Raw genomic sequence first — 17,212 nt, 5'->3', positions numbered from 1 at the left:
GGACGAGGGCCGGCGGCGTGTGCCGCTGGCCCCCGTCGTCGTCGCGCTGCTGCTCAGTGCTTCGGCTCGTCCTGCTGCGGGTGAGCGAAGTTGAGGTGCTCCGGGGGTAGCGGGAACGTCACGTCGTCGCCGAACGGCGACGGCGCGGCGGCCCGGTTGAACGTCAGCTCGGTCAGCGGCAGCTTGCCGTTGGCGTCCACCGCCGGGGCGGTCGGGTGCGGCACCTCGCGGTGCCAGTTGACGCCCTGCTGGGCCTGCCGCTCGGCGCCGCTGTCGTGCGAGCCGCCCGCGTGCGAGTGCACCCCGCCGTGCGAGTGCGTCCCGCCGGAGTGTGCGTGCGCCCCGCCGTGCGCCCCTCCGGACGTGACGGCACCGCTGGAATGCCCGCTGGTCGCGCTGGTCTGAGGCACCTGACCCCTCCGGAAGATCTTGTTACCGAGCCACACAAGGGGATCGTACCTGCGGTCGACGACCCGTTCCTTCATGGGGATGATCCCGTTGTCGGTGATCTTGATGTGCTCGGGGCAGACCTCGGTGCAGCACTTGGTGATGTTGCAGAAGCCGAGTCCCATGTCGGACTGCGCGTACTCCCGGCGGTCGGTACGGGCGTCCAGCGGGTGCATGTCCAGCTCGGCCGCCCGGATGAAGAACCGGGGGCCGGAGAACGCCGGCTTGTTCTCCTCGTGGTCACGGATCACGTGGCAGACGTTCTGGCACAGGAAACACTCGATGCACTTGCGGAACTCCTGCGAGCGCTCCACGTCGACCTGCTGCATCCGGTAGTCGCCGGGCGCCACGTCGGCCGGCGGCGCGAACGCCGGGGTCTCCCGGGCCTTCTCGTAGTTGAACGAGACGTCGGTGACCAGGTCCCGGATCACCGGGAACGTGCGCAGCGGGGTCACCGTGACGGTCTCGGCCTCCTCGAACGTCGACATCCGGGTCATGCAGCCCAGCCGCGGCTTGCCGTTGATCTCCATGGAGCAGGAGCCGCACTTGCCGGCCTTGCAGTTCCACCGGCACGCCAGGTCGGGCGCCTCGGTGGCCTGGAGCCGGTGGATCACGTCGAGGACCACCTCACCCTCGTTGACCTCGACCGTGTAGTCCTTCAGGTCGCCGCCGGTCTCGTCGCCCCGCCAGATGCGGAACTGGCGCTTGTTTCCCATCAGTTGTTCGCCTCCTCGGTGAGGGCGTCGAACTCGGCGAGTTCCTCGTCGGTCAGGTACTTGGCCAGCTCGGCCCGGTCGAACAGCCCGATCAGCTCCGGCCGCATCTTCGGCAGCGGCTTGTGGGTCAGCCGGACCGTCTCCCCGTCCAGCGAGCAGACCAGGTTGACGCCGCGCCACTTCGGGTCCATCGCCGGGTAGTCCTCCCGGGTGTGCCCGCCGCGCGACTCCTGCCGCTCCAGCGCCGCCATCGCGGTGCACTCCGAGACCACGAGCATGTTGCGCAGGTCCAGCGCGAGGTGCCAGCCCGGGTTGTAGCGCCGGCCGCCGACCGCGCTCACCTTCGCCACCCGCTCCCGCAGCTCGGCCAGCCTGCGCATGGCGTCTGCGAGCTCGCCCTCCCGGCGGATGATGCCGACCAGGTCGCCCATGACCACCTGGAGGTCCTGCTGGAGCTGGTAGGGGCTCTCGCCGGTGTCGCGCTGCAACGGCGCCAGCGCCGTCTCCACAGCGGCCTCCACCGCCGCCACCGACACCGCCGGGCGGCTGGTGAGCTGATCGGTGTACGTGGCCGCGTGCCCGCCCGCGCGCTTGCCGAAGACCAGCAGGTCGGACAGGGAGTTGCCGCCGAGCCGGTTGGAGCCGTGCATGCCGCCGGACACCTCGCCGGCGGCGTAGAGCCCGCGCACCGTGCCGAACGCCGCGCCGGAGTCCGGGTCCACCTCGACGCCGCCCATCACGTAGTGACAGGTCGGGCCGACCTCCATCGGCTCCTTGGTGATGTCGACGTCGGCCAGCTCCTTGAACTGGTGGTACATCGACGGGAGGCGGCGGCGGATCTCCTCGGCCGACTTGCGGGAGGCGATGTCCAGGTAGACGCCGCCGGCCGGCGTACCCCGGCCTTCCTTGACCTCGCTGTTGATCGCGCGGGCGACCTCGTCACGGGGCAGCAGCTCCGGCGGACGCCGGTTGTTGTCCGGGTCGGTGTACCAGCGGTCCGCCTCCTCCTCGGTCTCCGCGTACTGCTTGCGGAACACGTCGGGGACGTAGTCGAACATGAACCGCTTGCCCTCGGAGTTCTTCAGCACCCCGCCGTCGCCGCGTACCGACTCGGTGACCAGGATGCCCTTCACCGAGGGCGGCCAGACCATGCCGGTCGGGTGGAACTGGAGGAACTCCATGTTGATCAGCGTCGCGCCGGCGCGCAGCGCCAGCGCGTGACCGTCCCCGGTGTACTCCCAGGAGTTCGAGGTGACCTTGTAGGACCGTCCGACGCCGCCGGTGGCGAGCACCACGGCGGGCGCCTCGAACAGGACGAACTCGCCGGACTCGCGGTAGTAGCCGAACGCGCCGGCGACGCGGTCCCCGTCGAGCAGCAGCTCGGTGATCGTGGTCTCGGAGAAGACCCGGATCCGCGCGTCGTAGCTGCCGAACTCCTGCTTGTCCTCCTGCTGGAGCGAGACGATCTTCTGCTGGAGCGTACGGATCAGCTCCAGGCCGGTCCGGTCGCCGACGTGCGCCAGGCGCGGGTACTCGTGGCCACCGAAGTTGCGCTGCGAGATCTTCCCGTCCTTGGTGCGGTCGAACAGCGCGCCGTACGTCTCCAGCTCCCAGATCCGCTGCGGCGCCTCCTTGGCGTGCAACTCGGCCATCCGGAAGTTGTTGAGGAACTTGCCGCCGCGCATGGTGTCCCGGAAGTGCACCTGCCAGTTGTCGCGCGAGTTCACGTTGCCCATCGCGGCGGCGGCGCCGCCCTCGGCCATCACCGTGTGCGCCTTGCCGAACAGCGACTTCGAGATGATCGCGGTCTTCTTGCCGGCCAGCCGGGCCTCGATCGCCGCGCGCAGGCCGGCGCCACCGGCCCCGATCACGACGACGTCGTAGTGGTGTCGTTCGATTCGCGTCTCAGTCATGTCCAGGCTCTCAGTTGATGAACCGCAGGTCGTTGATCCAGCCGGCGGCGACCGCCATCACGTAGAAGTCGGTGAGGGCCAGGGTGCCCAGGGTGATCCAGGCGAGCTGCATGTGCCGGACGTTCAACCAGGACACCCCGGTCCACGCCTTGTAGCGCATCGGGTGCTTGGAGAAGTGCTTGAGCCGCCCGCCGATGATGTGCCGGCAGGAGTGGCAGGAGATCGTGTACGCCCACAGCATCACCACGTTGCCGACCAGGATGATGTTGCCCAGGCCGAAGCCGAAGCCCTCGGGGGAGTGGAAGGCCAGGATCGCGTCCCAGGTGTTGACCAGCGAGATGATCGCGGCGGCGTAGAAGAAGTAGCGGTGCAGGTTCTGCCCGAGCAGCGGGAACCGCGTCTCGCCGCTGTACGACTGGTGCCCGTCCGGTACCGCGCAGGCCGGCGGCGACAGCCAGAACGACCGGTAGTACGCCTTGCGGTAGTAGTAGCAGGTCAGCCGGAACAGCAGCAGGAACGGCAGGGTGAGCGCCGCGTCCGGGATGATCCACCAGCCGGGCAGGAACTGGCCGAAGTGCGAGGAGCCCTCGACGCAGCGGTCGGTGACACAGGGGGAGTAGAACGGTGTCAGGTAGTGGTACTGCTCCACCCAGTACCACTTGTGCATGAAGACCCGGACCGTCGCGTAGATGACCCAGGCGCTGAGCCCGACCACGGTGATCAGCGGAGCGAACCACCACCTGTCGGTCCGCAAGGTCTTCGCCGCGATGGCGGCGCGCGCCCGCCCTCCCCGCGGCTGCGATCTCGGCGTCTTGGCCGACGTAGTTGTCATTCGAGTCATCTCCCTGACGTCACTGTCACGTCCTGCGCACGCACGAGGCCACACCGGCGAACCGGTGCGGCTAAGTGACACACGTTACGCCGATCTTCACGGCCCGGCCGCGCAACGCAGTGTCCCGTGTGTCCCGCAGCTTGGAAAGAGTCACTTCATGATCAATGTGGCGGGTCGGTCGAACGGTGCGCCGGACCGGCGCCGCGGTGCGCCCGGCGGCGCCGCCGGGATCACCCGGACGCGCCGCCGGTGAAGTGCCAGGAGGACAGCCGCAACGCCGGCGCCTCGTACCAGGACCCGTCGTCCCGGCCCGGCTGCCGGACCGGCGCCCGGCCCAGGCCCAGCACCCGCCCCGGCCCCAGCGCCCGCGGGTACGACTCGGTGAACCGGAAGTCGCGCACCGCCCGCGTCGGCACGCCGTCCTCGACCAGCCACACCCCGTTGCGGGTCAACCCGGTGACCACCAACTGCTTCGGGTCCAGCACCCGCGTGTACCAGAAGTCGCTCACCAGCAGCCCGCGCCGCATCCCGGCCACCAGCGCGGCGGTGTCCGGGTCGCCCACCGCTCCGGTGACGCCCGCGCTCACCGGCCCGGCCGCGACTGTGGCGCCCGCATCGGCGACGCCCGGGTCCGCCAGCAGGCGCATGTTGTGCGGGATCGGCCCGAAGGTCGCGCTACCCGGCATACCGTGGCCGGTGGACCCGGCACCCGCCTCCGCACCGCCGCGCCTGTCGTACGCCACCGCCCGGGTGGTGCCCGCCTCCACCAGCGGCAGCGCCCGCCGGGGCGTGCCCTCCAGGTCGAACGGCAGCGTGCCGGCGTGCAGCGGGTCGTCCACCAGCGTCACCAGCGGATCGAACTGGGCGGTGCCCGGCTCGGCGAAGGACTGCCGTTCGGCGTACCGCTTGCCGTTGAAGCCGAACCAGGCGAGGTTCTGCAGCAGGTCGGCGACGGCGGCCGGTTCGAGCACCACCTCGTAGTGCCCGGGCGGCAGCTCGACCGGGTCGGCCGCGGCCCGTGCCTTCGCCGCCGCGTGCGCGCCGAGCGCCGCGCCGTCGAGGTCGGCGAGCCGGTCGGCGCAGAGCCGCGCCACCCCGTCCGCCGCGCCGGCGCGGGCGATGCCGTCCATGGCCGCCTCGGCCGCGCTTCCGGCCGCCGTGTGCCCGGCCGAGTTGGCGAACGCCCCCGACCGGTACGCGGTGCGGCAGTAGCCGGCCGCCTCCAGCCCGTCGACCGCGTCCACGAACGCGCGTACCCGCTCGGCCCGCTCGTCGGGCGAGGCGAACGCGGTGGCCTCGTCGACGGCCGGGCCGGACGGCGTCGGGGTCGGCGCGGTCAGTCCCGGCCAGGCCGGGTCGGGCGGCGCGAGCCGGGCCGCGGCCCGGGTCCGCTCGACGAGCGCGGCCAGCCCGTCGGCGTCGGCCCGGCTACCGCTGCCGGTCGCGGTCCGCCCGTCCACGTGCAACCGCAGGTGTACGGCGACGCCGGTCTCGGCCACGTTCTGGTGGATGAACGAGTTGGCGAACCGGGTCAGCGCCAGGTCGGAGCGGGTCACCAGCACCTCGGCCTCGGCATCCGCCCCGGCGGTACGCCGGACCAGGTCCACCACTCCCGCGGCGATCCCCAACTCGGCGCTCATGCGCGCACCCCCACCCGGACGCCCCGGAACCGGGCCGGCGCGGCCGGATGGCCGGTGTGCCCGACCTGACCGGGCTGCCCCTTGCCGCAGTTGGGCGTGCCCCAGGCGACGGTCTCCGAGGAGAGCATGTCCATCGAGCGCCAGAAGGCCGGCCCGATACCGGTGTACGTCGGGTTGCGCAGCATCCGCCCCCGACGGCCCTTCTTCACCTCCCAGCCGACCTCGCAGCCGAACTGGAAGTTGAGCCGCTTGTCGTCGATCGACCAGGACCTGTTGATGTCCATCAGCACCCCGTCGTCGGTGGCCGCGATGATCTCGTCCAGCGTGTGCGGGCCGGGCTCCAGGCCCACGTTCGTCATCCGCACCATCGGCAGACGCGCCCAGCCGTCGGCCCGTACGCTGCCGCCGTAGTCCAGGCCGGCGACGGCGGCCGAGTCCCGGCCGGCGAGCACCCCGACCCACCGCCCTTCGCGAACCGCGTCCCGGGCCACCGCGGGGGAGCCCTCGTCGTCGTAGCCGAAGCTGCCCAGCGCCCCGGGGATGGTCGGGTCGATGGTCACGTTCATCAGCTCCGAGCCGTAGCGCAGCGACCCGAGGCGGGCCAGGTCGAGCCAGGACGTGCCGGCGAACGCCGCCTCCCAGCCGAGGATGCGGTCCAGCTCGATGGCGTGCCCGACCGACTCGTGGATCTGCAGGGCGAGCTGCTCGCCGCCGAGGATCAGGTCGGTCTCGCCGGCCGGGCAGAGCGGCGCGGTGAGCAGCTCACGGGACTCCTCGGCGATCCGGGCGGCGTGCGCGGCCAGGTCCAGCGAGGTGACCAGCTCCCAGCCGGTCGTGCCGTACTGCCCCCGGTAGCTCGGGTAGGACCGGCGCTGCGTCTCGCCGTCGCCGATCGACGTGGCGGAGATGCCGCCGCCGCACTCCCGGATGTGCTGGTCGATCCGATGGCCCTCGCTGGAGACGAACCACTTCGTGGTGTCCCAGATCTGGTAGAGCCCCTCGGCCAGGTCGGCGCCGTGCTCACGCATCGTGGCCGTGGCTCGGACCAGCAGGTCACCCTTGTCCGACAGTGGCACCCCGAGCGGGTCGACGGCGCACTCCGAGGCCCAGCTCGCCACCGCCGCCTCGGCCGGCACCAGGTCGATCGGCGGGCCGGGAACTCGCGCGCTCGCGGTGGCGATCGCCGCGGCGCGCCGGCCGGCGTCGCGGGCCGCCGCGTCGGACAGATCGGGTACGGCGTGGAAGCCCCACCCCGATCCGACGAGCGCGCGTACGCCCAGCCCGATGCTCTCGTCCTGGCTCAGCTCCTCGATGTCGCCGTTGCGCGCCGACATCGACTCGTAACTGCGGTGCATGACCCGGGCGTCGGCGTACCGGGCGCCCGCGTCGAGGGCGGCCTGGACGGCGGCGGTCGCCGCGTCGAACTCGCTCATGCGCCCGACCTTAGGCCAGCGCACCGACATCCGTCAGGGGACGACGTCATCCGACCGGCTCCGAGGTGGGCTGTGGTGAAATCGATGCCGACCTGCGCGTGAAGGGGACAACCCGAGTCGCCGGACGCTGATAAGAAATGGTCCATGTCTGCCACTTCCGCGCACCGACTACTCCGCGGTGCGTTGACGCTCGTCGTCATGGTCGCCGCAACCATGTTCGGTGCCACTGCCGCCCACGCCGCGGCCCCGCGACTCAAGCTCACCGCCCTCGCCTTCACCAACGACACGGTCGACGCCACCGGCAACTACGCCAGCAACAAGCTCACCTGGACGGTCACCAACACCGACCCGGAGGCCGGCTCCATCTTCGGCACCGTCACCATGCGCATGCGCAGCACCGTCACCGGTGAACTGGTCGGTCACGACATGGTCGCGCGCTACGCGTACCAGGAGACCTGCTGCGGTGACGGTGTGTACGAGTCGGGCACGCCGCAGGAGTCCACCTACTCCTTCGACCTTCCGGTGCGGGCCTACTCCGACGCGGACACCGCGATCTGGGAGGTCACGAAGGTCACCATAGGTTCCCAGGGCACCACCACCACGGTCTCGGGCACCCGCCTCCAGGCGTTCGGTTACCGGTTCACGGCCCGGACGCTGATCGACTCGTCGGGGCCGAGCGCCGACTCCATCTCGCTGAGCTCCCCGGTGCGCCGTCCCTACTTCTACGTGGGGAACGGCGCGGCCACTGTGACCTACGACTTCACCGTGCAGGACGGGCAGTCCGGCTTCTGGAAGGGCACCATCCGGCTGGCCGGTCCGGGCGGCGCGAGCGTCACCACCGCCTTCACCTGGGAGCGGGACGAGTACAGCACCGGGCTGCGATGCGGCCGGGTCACCGGCGGCCAGCAGGACGGCATCTACATGCCGTGCGTGCTCGACGTGACCGTGCCCGCGGATGCCGCCACCGGCAACTGGCGGGTTGCCGCGTTGGTGCTGCGCAACAACGCCGGCGGGACGACCACCTACAAGAACCCGACCGCGCCGTCCGTCACCACGACGACCAACTCGACAGTACGGGCCAGCGACTTCGCGATCGAGCCGAACCCGGTGGACAACTGGCGTGACTCGGTGATGACCGACATCACCATGGTCGTGACCGACACCCGCAAGGGTCTGTCGACAGTGCAGCTCGATCTCGTCGGCGGCTGCCAGCAGTGGGGTCTCCCGACCACCAGGGCGGACGGTCGTGTCGCCGTGAAGGTCGTGGTGTATCAGCAGACCGCGCAGTGTGAGGTCGAGGGCTTGGCGGTGATCGACGGTGCCGGCAACGTCGCGCTCTACGGAAGCATGTACGGCGCGCCGGATCCGGATCTGACGATCACGCGGGTGCCGAGCACCGAGCCGCCGACGGCCCGCAGCGCCAGCCTCGACCCGTCCTCGCTGCCGGTGAGCGAGGTGGGGCAGACCTCGATCAAGCTCACCATCGACGCCGATGTGAAGGTCGCACCGATCACCGGCGTGAGCGTCTACGTGTACGACGCCAACGGCGAGGTGGTGTCCCAGTCGGGTGGGGGTAGCAGCCAGGCCCCCGACGGGACGCTTACCGCGTGGCTCTACCTTCCGTGGTGGCAGGATCTGCCCGCCGGGGCGTACACGGTGGGCTTCGAGCTGAGCGACGCCGCCCGGAACAGCACCGCCTGGAACATGCCGGATCGCTCGAACAGCCGCACGCTTCCCGGCGGCCCGGTGGTCCTCACCCTCACCGCCGCAGGCTGATGTCTCCCGGTGGGCGGGCCGAGCCCCGCCCACCGGGAGCGCGGGTGGTGGGTCTGGCTCTGCGGCAGGATCGGCGGACCAGAAACCATGTCGTTACGCTACGGCCGCTGACAGACCGCCCGATGTAGCTTATTTTCGCCTCCTGGGTTTTCCTGTAGGTTCTCTTCATCACCGAAGGGGAGGCGGTCAATGGGCAGGTCGGAGGCGGTGCCGTCCAGGGAGCCGGACCGTCCGGAGGTGCCGGAGCAGCGCTCCGGCGACGGGCCCTATCTCCAGGTCCGGGACCTGCGGGTGCGGTTCGACACCGAGGACGGCGTGGTGCGGGCCGTGGACGGCGTGTCGTTCGCCGTCGAGCGGGGCCGCACGCTCGGGATCGTGGGCGAGTCCGGGTCCGGTAAGAGCGTCACGTCGCTGGCGATCCTGGGTCTGCACAACGCGAAGCGGACGACCATCTCCGGGGAGATCTCCGTCGGTGGGCGTCAGTTGGTCGGGCTGGCCGAGGAGGAGATTCGTCGGTTGCGGGGCCGGGACATGGCGATGATCTTTCAGGATCCGTTGTCGGCGTTGCATCCGTACTACTCGGTGGGGAAGCAGATCGCCGAGGCGTACCGGGTGCACCATCCGAGGGCCGGGAAGCGGGAGGCGCGGGCGCGGGCGGTGGACATGCTGGGCCGGGTCGGTATTCCGCAGCCGGCCAAGCGGTTCGACCAGTATCCGCACGAGTTCTCCGGTGGGATGCGGCAGCGGGCGATGATCGCGATGGCGCTCGTCAACGACCCGGATCTGCTGATCGCCGATGAGCCGACGACGGCGTTGGACGTGACGGTGCAGGCGCAGATCCTGGACCTGCTGGCGGATCTGCAGGAGGAGTTCCGGTCGGCGATCATTCTGATCACGCATGACCTGGGTGTGGTGTCTCAGGTCGCTGATGACGTGCTGGTGATGTACGGCGGCCGGGCGGTGGAGCACGGGAGTGTGGAGCGGGTGTTGCGGGCGCCGCAGCATCCGTACACGTGGGGGTTGTTGTCGAGCGTGCCGTCGTTGCACGGCGACGCGGACGCGGACCTGGTGCCGATCCCCGGCAACCCGCCGTCGTTGATCAACCTGCCGTCCGGGTGCGCGTTCCATCCGCGCTGCCGGTACGCCGACGTCAACGGGGACCGTTCCCGCACCGACGTGCCCGAGCTGGGGCCGGCCGGAGCACCCGGTCACCTGGTGGCCTGCCACCTGTCGGCGGCCGACCGGGAGCGGATCTACCGCGACGAGGTCGCACAGGTGGGGGTGGCCCGATGAGCGCCGAAACCGAGCCGCTGCTGCGGGTACGCGGGCTGACCAAGCATTTCCCGGTGCGGCAGGGCCTGCGGGCGCGGGGTGCGGTGCGGGCGGTGGACGGGCTGGACTTCGATGTGCGACCGGGGGAGACGCTCGGGCTGGTGGGGGAGTCGGGGTGCGGGAAGACCACGACCGGGCGGATGCTGGTCCGGTTGCTGGAACCCACCGCCGGGTCGATCGAGTTCGCCGGCCGGGACATCACCCACGGCGGGCGGCGTGAGCTGCGCGCGCTGCGGCAGGACCTGCAGATCATCTTCCAGGACCCGTACGCCTCGCTGAACCCCCGCCACACGGTCGGGCGGATCGTGGCGATGCCGTTGCAGGTCAACGGCATCACCCCACCCGGCGGCGTCAAGAAGCGTGTCCAGGAGCTGCTCGAACTGGTCGGCCTGAACCCGGAGCACTACAACAGGTACCCGCACGAGTTCTCCGGCGGGCAGCGCCAGCGCATCGGCATCGCCCGCGCCCTCGCGCTCAAACCGAAGCTGATCGTGGCCGACGAGCCGGTCTCCGCGCTGGACGTGTCGATCCAGGCGCAGGTCATCAACCTGCTGCGCGACCTGCAACGCGACCTCGACCTGGCATTCGTGTTCATCGCCCACGACCTGGCCGTCATCCGCCACTTCTGCCACCGCGTCGCCGTGATGTATCTCGGCAAGATCGTCGAGATCGGCGACCGCGACGACATCTACACCCGCCCCCAGCACCCCTACACCCGAGCCCTGCTCTCCGCCATCCCCGACGTCACCACCCTCGGCCCCGCCGGCCGCATCCGTCTCACCGGTGACGGGCCCACACCGCTGAACCCGCCGTCGGGCTGCCGCTTCCGCACCCGCTGCTGGAAAGCCACCGACCACTGCGCCGCCGAAGAACCCGCCCTGACCACCCGCGACGGCGGCGGGCAACTCACCGCGTGCCACTACCCGGAGAGCGGACCGGTCGGCGTGCCGACCGGCGAACCCGTGGAGGTGTCGAAATGAGCCTGTCGCCGGTCGAGGGCGTGGCGCTCGCCGAGATCGAGTCCCCCGGGCAGGAGCCGGACGAGAAGAAGCGGCTGGTCGGCCGCTCACCCGGCCAGCTCGTCTGGGCCCGCCTGCGGCGCGACCGCACCGCCATGGTCAGCGGCATCGTGCTGGCCCTGTTCATCCTGGTGGCGGTTGCCGCGCCGCTGATCCAGCGGCTCTACGGCGTGTCGCCGAACCAGCAGTTCGGTGAGCTGCTGGACGCCACCGGCATGCCGCTGGGCTACGTGGGCGGCGTCAGCGGCGACCACTGGTTCGGGCTGGAACCGGGCCTGGGCCGGGACATCTTCATCCGGATGATCTACGGCATCCGGACGTCGCTGCTGATCGCGCTCGGCGCCGCGCTCGTCACCACGACGATCGGCGTGGTGCTCGGGATCGTCGCCGGATTCGTGGGCGGCGTGGTCGACTCGGTGATCAGCTGGATCACCGACGTCGCGCTGGCGCTGCCGTTCCTCATCTTCGCGCTCGCCGTGGTGCCGACGTTCTCGCTGCGCTTCTACGGCCCCCGGGACGCGGTGCCGACCTGGTTCGCGGTGACCACGCTGATCGTGGTCTTCGCCGCGTTCGGCTGGACCGGAACGGCCCGGCTCGTCCGGGGCCAGGTGGTCTCGCTGCGCGAGCGGGAGTTCGTGGAGGCGGCGCGGGCCAGCGGCGCCGGGCTCGGGCACATGCTGTTCCGGCAGTTGCTGCCGAACATCTGGGCCCCGATCCTGGTGGCGTTCTCGCTCGCCGTGCCGTCGTACGTCACGGGCGAGGCGGCGCTGTCCTTCCTCGGCGTCGGCCTGCCCGAGTCGGTGCCGAGCTTCGGCCGGATGATCTACCGGAGCATCGACTACCTGCAGACCGACCCGGCGTACGTCTTCTTCCCCGGCATCACCATCTTCGCGCTCGTGCTGGCGTTCAACCTCTTCGGCGACGCGCTGCGCGACGCGCTCGACCCGAAGTCGTCACGGTAGGGGGTTCGACGCCATGGTGCGGTTTCTGCTGAAGCGGCTGCTGCTCGCCGTCTCGGTGCTGCTGGCGGTGAGCATCGTCAGTTTCCTCATGTTCTTCGCGCTGCCCCGCGACCCGGTGACCGGCATGTGCCCGAAGAACTGCAACGCCGAGCGGCTGGAACGGGTGCGCACGGAACTGGGGCTCAACGACCCGAAGCCGACGCAGTACGTCAACTACATGAAGGGCATCTTCGTCGGCCGTGACCTGGGCAGCGCGCAGGGCGGCAAGTGCGAGGCGCCCTGCCTCGGCTACTCCTACGTCAACAGCGAGTCGGTGACCGACACGTTCGCCCGGGTGCTGCCGGTGACGCTGAACATCGTGCTCCCGGCGGCGGTGCTCTGGCTGGCGCTCGGCGTGGGGCTCGGGATGATCTCGGCACTACGGCGGGGGTCGCTGCTCGACCGCATCTCGATCGGGTTGACGCTGACGTTCGCCTCGCTGCAGCTCTACTTCGTCGGCGCCGTGCTGCTGCTGGTCTTCGTGTACTCGCTGAAGATCCTGCCGACACCCCGCTACGTGCCCTTCCTGGAGAATCCGATCGAATGGGCGCGCGGCCTGGTGCTGGCGTGGGTGACGCTCGCGCTGCTCTTCTCCGCGATCTACGCCCGGCTGTCGCGGGCGCAGATGCTGGAGACGCTCTCCGAGGACTTCGTGCGGACCGCGCGGGCCAAGGGCGTGGCGAAACGCAATGTGTACGGACGGCACGCGCTGCGCGCGGCGATCACGCCGATCGTGACGATCGCCGGCATCGACGTCGGCGCGGCGCTGGGCGGCACTGTCATCACCGAGACGACGTTCGGCATCCAGGGGCTGGGGCGTACGGCGGTGGAGGCGGTCCGGCAGGGCGACCTGCCGACCATCATGGCCACCGTCCTGGTGTCGGCGCTGTTCGTGGTGGTGGCGAACATCGTTGTCGATCTGCTCTACGCGTTCATCGATCCGCGAGTGCGTCTGGGCTGATCCGGGCGTCGCCGGTGGTCGATCGTTGTGGCCCCGTTACCTGCTCGAAATTTACCGCGAGTGAAAGCTAAGCGAAGCTTTCCTTCATCGGACCCGAGGAGTTGAGTATGCGAGCAAGACTCGCCACCGCCGTGGGCGGTGCGATGGCACTGGTGGTCGCCCTCAGTGCGTGCAGCAAGAACACCGGCGACAACGGCGACACCGCGGACACGAACAAGCCCCGCAGCGGCGCCATCGCGACCGACCCGAAGGACTCGCTCGGCCCGGCGGCCGACGTGCCCGGCGCGGCCAAGGGCGGAACCTTCTACATCCTGCGCGAGAGCAAGATCTCCCACCTGGACCCGCAGCGGGTCTACTCGTTCGCCGGCCTGATGGGCAGCCAGCTCTACGCCCGGTTCCTCACCACCTTCAAGGACGACGGCAAGGGCAACGTCACGCTGGTCGGCGACCTCGCCGAGACGCCCGGCAAGAACGTGAACAACGACTGCAAGGTCTGGGAGTTCACGATCAAGGAGGGCGTCAAGTTCGAGGACGGCCGTCCGATCACCTCCAAGGAGATCGCGTACGGCATCGCCCGCTCGTTCGACCCGGACCTCACCGGCGGCCCCACCTACCTGCAGGAGTGGCTGGCCGACAGCCCGCAGTACGACACCAAGTGGGACTTCAAGAAGAACAAGACCTCGCTGCCGCCCGGCCTGACCACGCCGGACCCGCGCACGCTGCGCTTCGAGTTCAACAAGCCCCGCTGCGACCTGCCGTTCGCGGTGTCGCTGCCGGCCACCGCGCCGCTGCCGCCGGACAAGGACACCGGCGTCAACCTGGACAACATGCCGTTCTCGTCCGGGCCGTACCGGTTCACCAAGATCCAGCCCGGCGTGGAGATGGTGCTGGAGCGCAACACGAACTGGGACCCGGCCACCGACCCGGTGCGGCACGCGTACCCGGACAAGTTCGTCTGGGCGCTCGGCTCGGACAACACCACCCAGACCAACCGGGTCCTCGCCGGCACCGGCAACGACGCGGCGGCGGTCGCCACCGGCGGCGTACCGCCCGAGCTGATCGCGAAGGTGACCGGCGACCCGGCGCTCAAGGCGCGGATGATCGTCGCGGCGACGCCCAACGCGTACCGGCTGAGCATCAACACCACCCGGGTCACCGACCTGACCGTGCGGCAGGCGATCAACTACGCGATCGACCGCAGCAGCATCACCAAGAACCTCGGCGGACCGTACGGCGCGGTGCCGCTGACCACGCTGCTTCCCCCGACCACGCTCGGGTACAAGAAGTTCGACGCGTACCCGGCCGGTGAGAGCGGCGACCCGGCGAAGGCGAAGGAGACGCTGGGCGGCAAGTCGGTGAACCTGGTGCTCGGCACCTCGGACGACACCGCCTCGCAGGAGACCGCCACCCAGGTCAAGAACGCGCTGGAGAAGGCCGGCTTCACGGTGACCGTCAAGCCGATCCCCGAGGACGGCTACCTCGACTTCGTGAAGAAGAAGAGCAACCCGTGGGACCTGTGGGTCGACTCGTGGGCGGCCGACTGGCCCAGCGGCGCCTCGATCCTGCCGGTGCTCTTCGACGGCCGCAGCCTCAAGGCCGAGGGCAACAGCAACACGTCCCAGCTCAACAACGAGGCGATCAACGCCGAGTTCGACCGGGTGCTGGCGCTGGACCCGGCCAAGCAGGCCGAGGAGTGGAGCAAGCTGGACGAGAAGCTGATGAAGGAGTCCGCGCCGGCGGTGCCGCTCTACAACGAGGTGGTCTCCGTGGCGCACGGCGAGAAGGCCGGTGGCATCTTTATCGGCAGCATCTTCGGCTGGCCCAGCTTCGTCGACGCGTACGTCAAGCAGTAGCCCGCAGCTGAGCTGCAAGGAAGGGCCCCTTCTTAACGCCAGGCGTTAAGAAGGGGCCCTTCCTCTACCGCAGGCGTTAAAAGGGGGCCCTTCCTTACAAGTAGCGGCGGAGGAAGTCCAGCTCCAGCCGGAGCAGGCGCTCGGACACCCCGCCCGCGGCCAGGTGGCTCGCCCCGGTCAGCGGCAGCACCGCGTGCGGGCGGCCGGTGGACAGCAGCGCCGCCGACAGCCGCAGCGTGTGCGCGGCGAGCACGTTGTCGTCGGCCAGGCCGTGCACCAGCAGCATCGGCCGGGCCTGCGCCGGGTCGCCGAGCGGCTCGGCGGCCAGCTCGACCAGCGAGTGGTGGGCGTAGACGTCCATGCCGTCGTCGGGCATGCCCAGGTAGCGCTCGCTGTACGCGGTGTCGTACAGCGCCCAGTCGGTGACCGGCGCGCCGACGATCGCGCACTTGAACAACTCCGGATGGCGCAGCACCGCCAGCCCGGCCAGCCAGCCGCCGAACGACCAGCCGCGCACCGCCACCCGTTCCAGGTCCAGGTCGGGGTGCTTGTCGGCGAGCGCGGTGAGCGCGTCCACCTGGTCGGTGAGGATCACGTCGGCGACCCGGCGGTGGATCGCCTTCTCGAACGAGGGCGCGATGCCGGGGGTGCCCCGGTTGTCGATGGTGACGACCGCGAAGCCCTGCTCGGCCCACCACTGCCGTTCCAGCCAGACGCTGCGGGCCGCCACCACCTCCTGGTGGCCGGGGCCGCCGTAGACGTCCAGCAGCACCGGAAGCCGGGTGCCCTTGACGTGCTCGGCCGGGTAGAGCACCGCGCTGGGCAGCCGCCGGTCGGTGACCCGGACCATCGTCGGCCGCGGCGCGTACGAGCAGGTGGCGGCCAGCGAGCGCAGCTCACCCACCTCGCGGTCGCCGTGCCAGACCCGCCAGCGGACCCCGGGGTGCTCCAGCGACGCGACGCCCACCGCCAGCGTGGAGCCGCCGATCGCGGCCGTGTGCCAGCCGGGGTCGCTGCCCATCCGGCGGGCGTCCATGCCGCCGCCGATGGTGGTCCGCACCCGGTAGAGGTGGCGCTGGCTCGGCTCGCCCTCGCTCGCCTCGACCAGCAGGTCCGCGGTCGTGCTCGGGCCGTTCGGCAGGCGCCCGACCACCCGCCGCACGTACAGCGAGGGCGGGGTGAGCAGGGTGCCGTCGGCGAACAGGCAGCGTGCGTCGTACCCGTCGTGCGCCAGTTCGCCGCCGACCAGCACCCGCCCGTCGGGCAGGTGGGCCGGGGTGCCGGGGATCGGTTCCACCCAGCGCGGGTCGGCCAGCTCCGCGTGCACCTGCGTCTCCCCGGTGCGCGGGTCCACCGCCAGCACCAGGCCGTGTTGCTGCGAGCGGCGCAGCACGGTGATCAGCGGCCCGCCGTCGGCCCAGTCCGCCGAGCTCAGGTAGGGGTAGGTCTCCCGGTCCCAGTGCACGTCGACCCAGCCGCCGTCGAGGTCGAGCAGGTGCAGGCTGACCTCCGCGTTCGGGCCACCCGCGACGGGGTACGCCAGCGACGTCGGCGGGCTCGCCGGGTCGGCCGGGTCGTGCAGGTACCAGCGTTCCAGCCGGGAGTCGTCGACCCGGGCGGCCAGCACGCTGCGCCCGTCCGGCGCCCACCAGTAGCCGCGGTAGCGGTGGAACTCCTCGGCGGCGATGTGCTCGGCCAGCCCCCAGGTCACGCCGCTGTCCTCACCGGCGAGCAGGTTGTCCGTACCGTCCGGCTCCACCACCCTCAGCTGGCCCCGGCGTACGCCCTCGGCGGCGTCGGTGACGTAGGCGAGCCGCTCGCCGGTCGGGTCGGGCCGGGGGTCGATCACCGGGCCGCCGGCGGCCACCTCGACCACGTCGCCGTGCACCAGGTCGGCCCGGAACAGTCGCCCGGCCAGCGCGAACGCGGCCACCCGGCCGGCCGCGTCCAGGGCGTACGAGCCGATGCCGCCGGAGCTGAGCCGCAGCCGCTCGCGCAGCGCCCGCTCACCGGGGGCCAGACGGGCCGGGTCGGCGTCCGTGCCCAGCAGCACCGCCGGATCGGCTACCAGGTGTTCCTCGCCGCTGTCGATGTCGAGCAGCCAGAGCGCGTCGGCCGGGTCCTCCGGTCCCGCGGAGCGCAGGAAGACGACCCGGGAGCCGTCGCCGGAGACGGTGACGGCGCGCGGCGCCCCGTGGCTGAACCGACGGGTACGGGCGGCCAGCTCGGGAAAGTCCACGCCTGCAGCGTAGGCGGGCACCGGAGGTGATGTGGCCGACCTGCGCGGAC

12 protein-coding genes are annotated in these 17,212 nt (G+C 70.8%); 6 read left to right on the top strand and 6 right to left on the bottom strand.

The features are described 5' to 3' along the window. Nucleotides 1-53 precede the first annotated feature (53 nt). From MicB006_RS21605 to MicB006_RS21585, 5 genes are all read right to left on the bottom strand, one after another. Nucleotides 54-1,163 (bottom strand): succinate dehydrogenase/fumarate reductase iron-sulfur subunit, encoded by a 1,110-nt coding sequence (locus MicB006_RS21605; protein ID WP_116508515.1) that lies wholly within the window; start codon nt 1,161-1,163, stop codon nt 54-56. Then, nucleotides 1,163-3,076 carry a fumarate reductase/succinate dehydrogenase flavoprotein subunit gene (locus MicB006_RS21600; protein ID WP_073828812.1) on the bottom strand — a complete coding sequence of 638 codons (1,914 nt, stop codon included), beginning with the start codon at nt 3,074-3,076 and terminating at the stop codon, nt 1,163-1,165. The genes MicB006_RS21605 and MicB006_RS21600 overlap by 1 nt, the downstream gene beginning before the upstream one ends. Before the next feature lie 10 nt (nt 3,077-3,086). Beyond that, entirely contained in the window at nt 3,087-3,908 is an 822-nt protein-coding gene (locus tag MicB006_RS21595) for a hypothetical protein (protein WP_073828811.1), read from the bottom strand. 230 nt (nt 3,909-4,138) lie between these two features. Then, nucleotides 4,139-5,548, bottom strand: a complete 1,410-nt coding sequence (locus MicB006_RS21590; RefSeq protein WP_116508513.1) for a TldD/PmbA family protein — start codon at nt 5,546-5,548, stop codon at nt 4,139-4,141. Beyond that, entirely contained in the window at nt 5,545-6,981 is a 1,437-nt protein-coding gene (locus MicB006_RS21585; protein WP_116508511.1) for a TldD/PmbA family protein, read from the bottom strand. Before MicB006_RS21585 ends, MicB006_RS21590 begins: the two co-directional genes overlap by 4 nt. A gap of 144 nt (nt 6,982-7,125) precedes the next feature. Between MicB006_RS21585 and MicB006_RS21580 the strand changes: the two genes are divergently transcribed. The 6 genes from MicB006_RS21580 to MicB006_RS21555 all read left to right on the top strand — a co-directional run bounded on the left by MicB006_RS21580 (nt 7,126) and on the right by MicB006_RS21555 (nt 14,923). Continuing rightward, nucleotides 7,126-8,757, top strand: a complete 1,632-nt coding sequence (locus MicB006_RS21580) for a hypothetical protein (RefSeq protein WP_152037861.1) — start codon at nt 7,126-7,128, stop codon at nt 8,755-8,757. Nucleotides 8,758-8,946: 189 nt separating this feature from the next. Further along, nucleotides 8,947-10,050: an ABC transporter ATP-binding protein gene (locus MicB006_RS21575; protein ID WP_116508507.1), complete on the top strand. Its 1,104-nt coding sequence runs from the start codon at nt 8,947-8,949 to the stop codon at nt 10,048-10,050. After that, nucleotides 10,047-11,069 carry an ABC transporter ATP-binding protein gene (locus MicB006_RS21570; protein ID WP_116508505.1) on the top strand — a complete coding sequence of 341 codons (1,023 nt, stop codon included), beginning with the start codon at nt 10,047-10,049 and terminating at the stop codon, nt 11,067-11,069. The genes MicB006_RS21575 and MicB006_RS21570 overlap by 4 nt, the downstream gene beginning before the upstream one ends. Beyond that, nucleotides 11,066-12,070: an ABC transporter permease gene (locus tag MicB006_RS21565; protein ID WP_116508504.1), complete on the top strand. Its 1,005-nt coding sequence runs from the start codon at nt 11,066-11,068 to the stop codon at nt 12,068-12,070. Before MicB006_RS21570 ends, MicB006_RS21565 begins: the two co-directional genes overlap by 4 nt. Before the next feature lie 13 nt (nt 12,071-12,083). Then, nucleotides 12,084-13,070, top strand: coding sequence for an ABC transporter permease (locus tag MicB006_RS21560; protein WP_073828804.1), 987 nt, complete (start codon nt 12,084-12,086; stop codon nt 13,068-13,070). Nucleotides 13,071-13,177: 107 nt separating this feature from the next. After that, entirely contained in the window at nt 13,178-14,923 is a 1,746-nt protein-coding gene (locus tag MicB006_RS21555) for an ABC transporter substrate-binding protein (RefSeq protein ID WP_073828803.1), read from the top strand. 94 nt (nt 14,924-15,017) lie between these two features. Here MicB006_RS21555 and MicB006_RS21550 read toward each other — a convergent pair whose 3' ends face one another. Then, nucleotides 15,018-17,162 (bottom strand): prolyl oligopeptidase family serine peptidase, encoded by a 2,145-nt coding sequence (locus MicB006_RS21550; RefSeq protein ID WP_116508502.1) that lies wholly within the window; start codon nt 17,160-17,162, stop codon nt 15,018-15,020. Between the last annotated feature and the right edge of the window lie 50 nt (nt 17,163-17,212).

This window comes from Micromonospora sp. B006, from assembly GCF_003408515.1.
Lineage (GTDB): Bacteria > Actinomycetota > Actinomycetes > Mycobacteriales > Micromonosporaceae > Micromonospora > Micromonospora echinospora_A.
This window is presented reverse-complemented; position numbering and strand designations above follow the sequence as displayed.

Excerpts from the sequence above, each read along its gene's own strand:
- MicB006_RS21605 (WP_116508515.1), bottom strand. The coding sequence starts at position 1,163 with ATGGGAAACAAGCGCCAGTTCCGCATCTGGCGGGGCGACGAGACCGGC.
- MicB006_RS21600 (WP_073828812.1), bottom strand. The coding sequence starts at position 3,076 with ATGACTGAGACGCGAATCGAACGACACCACTACGACGTCGTCGTGATC.
- MicB006_RS21595 (WP_073828811.1), bottom strand. The coding sequence starts at position 3,908 with ATGACAACTACGTCGGCCAAGACGCCGAGATCGCAGCCGCGGGGAGGG.
- MicB006_RS21590 (WP_116508513.1), bottom strand. The coding sequence starts at position 5,548 with ATGAGCGCCGAGTTGGGGATCGCCGCGGGAGTGGTGGACCTGGTCCGG.
- MicB006_RS21585 (WP_116508511.1), bottom strand. The coding sequence starts at position 6,981 with ATGAGCGAGTTCGACGCGGCGACCGCCGCCGTCCAGGCCGCCCTCGAC.
- MicB006_RS21580 (WP_152037861.1), top strand. The coding sequence starts at position 7,126 with ATGTCTGCCACTTCCGCGCACCGACTACTCCGCGGTGCGTTGACGCTC.
- MicB006_RS21575 (WP_116508507.1), top strand. The coding sequence starts at position 8,947 with ATGGGCAGGTCGGAGGCGGTGCCGTCCAGGGAGCCGGACCGTCCGGAG.
- MicB006_RS21570 (WP_116508505.1), top strand. The coding sequence starts at position 10,047 with ATGAGCGCCGAAACCGAGCCGCTGCTGCGGGTACGCGGGCTGACCAAG.
- MicB006_RS21565 (WP_116508504.1), top strand. The coding sequence starts at position 11,066 with ATGAGCCTGTCGCCGGTCGAGGGCGTGGCGCTCGCCGAGATCGAGTCC.
- MicB006_RS21560 (WP_073828804.1), top strand. The coding sequence starts at position 12,084 with ATGGTGCGGTTTCTGCTGAAGCGGCTGCTGCTCGCCGTCTCGGTGCTG.
- MicB006_RS21555 (WP_073828803.1), top strand. The coding sequence starts at position 13,178 with ATGCGAGCAAGACTCGCCACCGCCGTGGGCGGTGCGATGGCACTGGTG.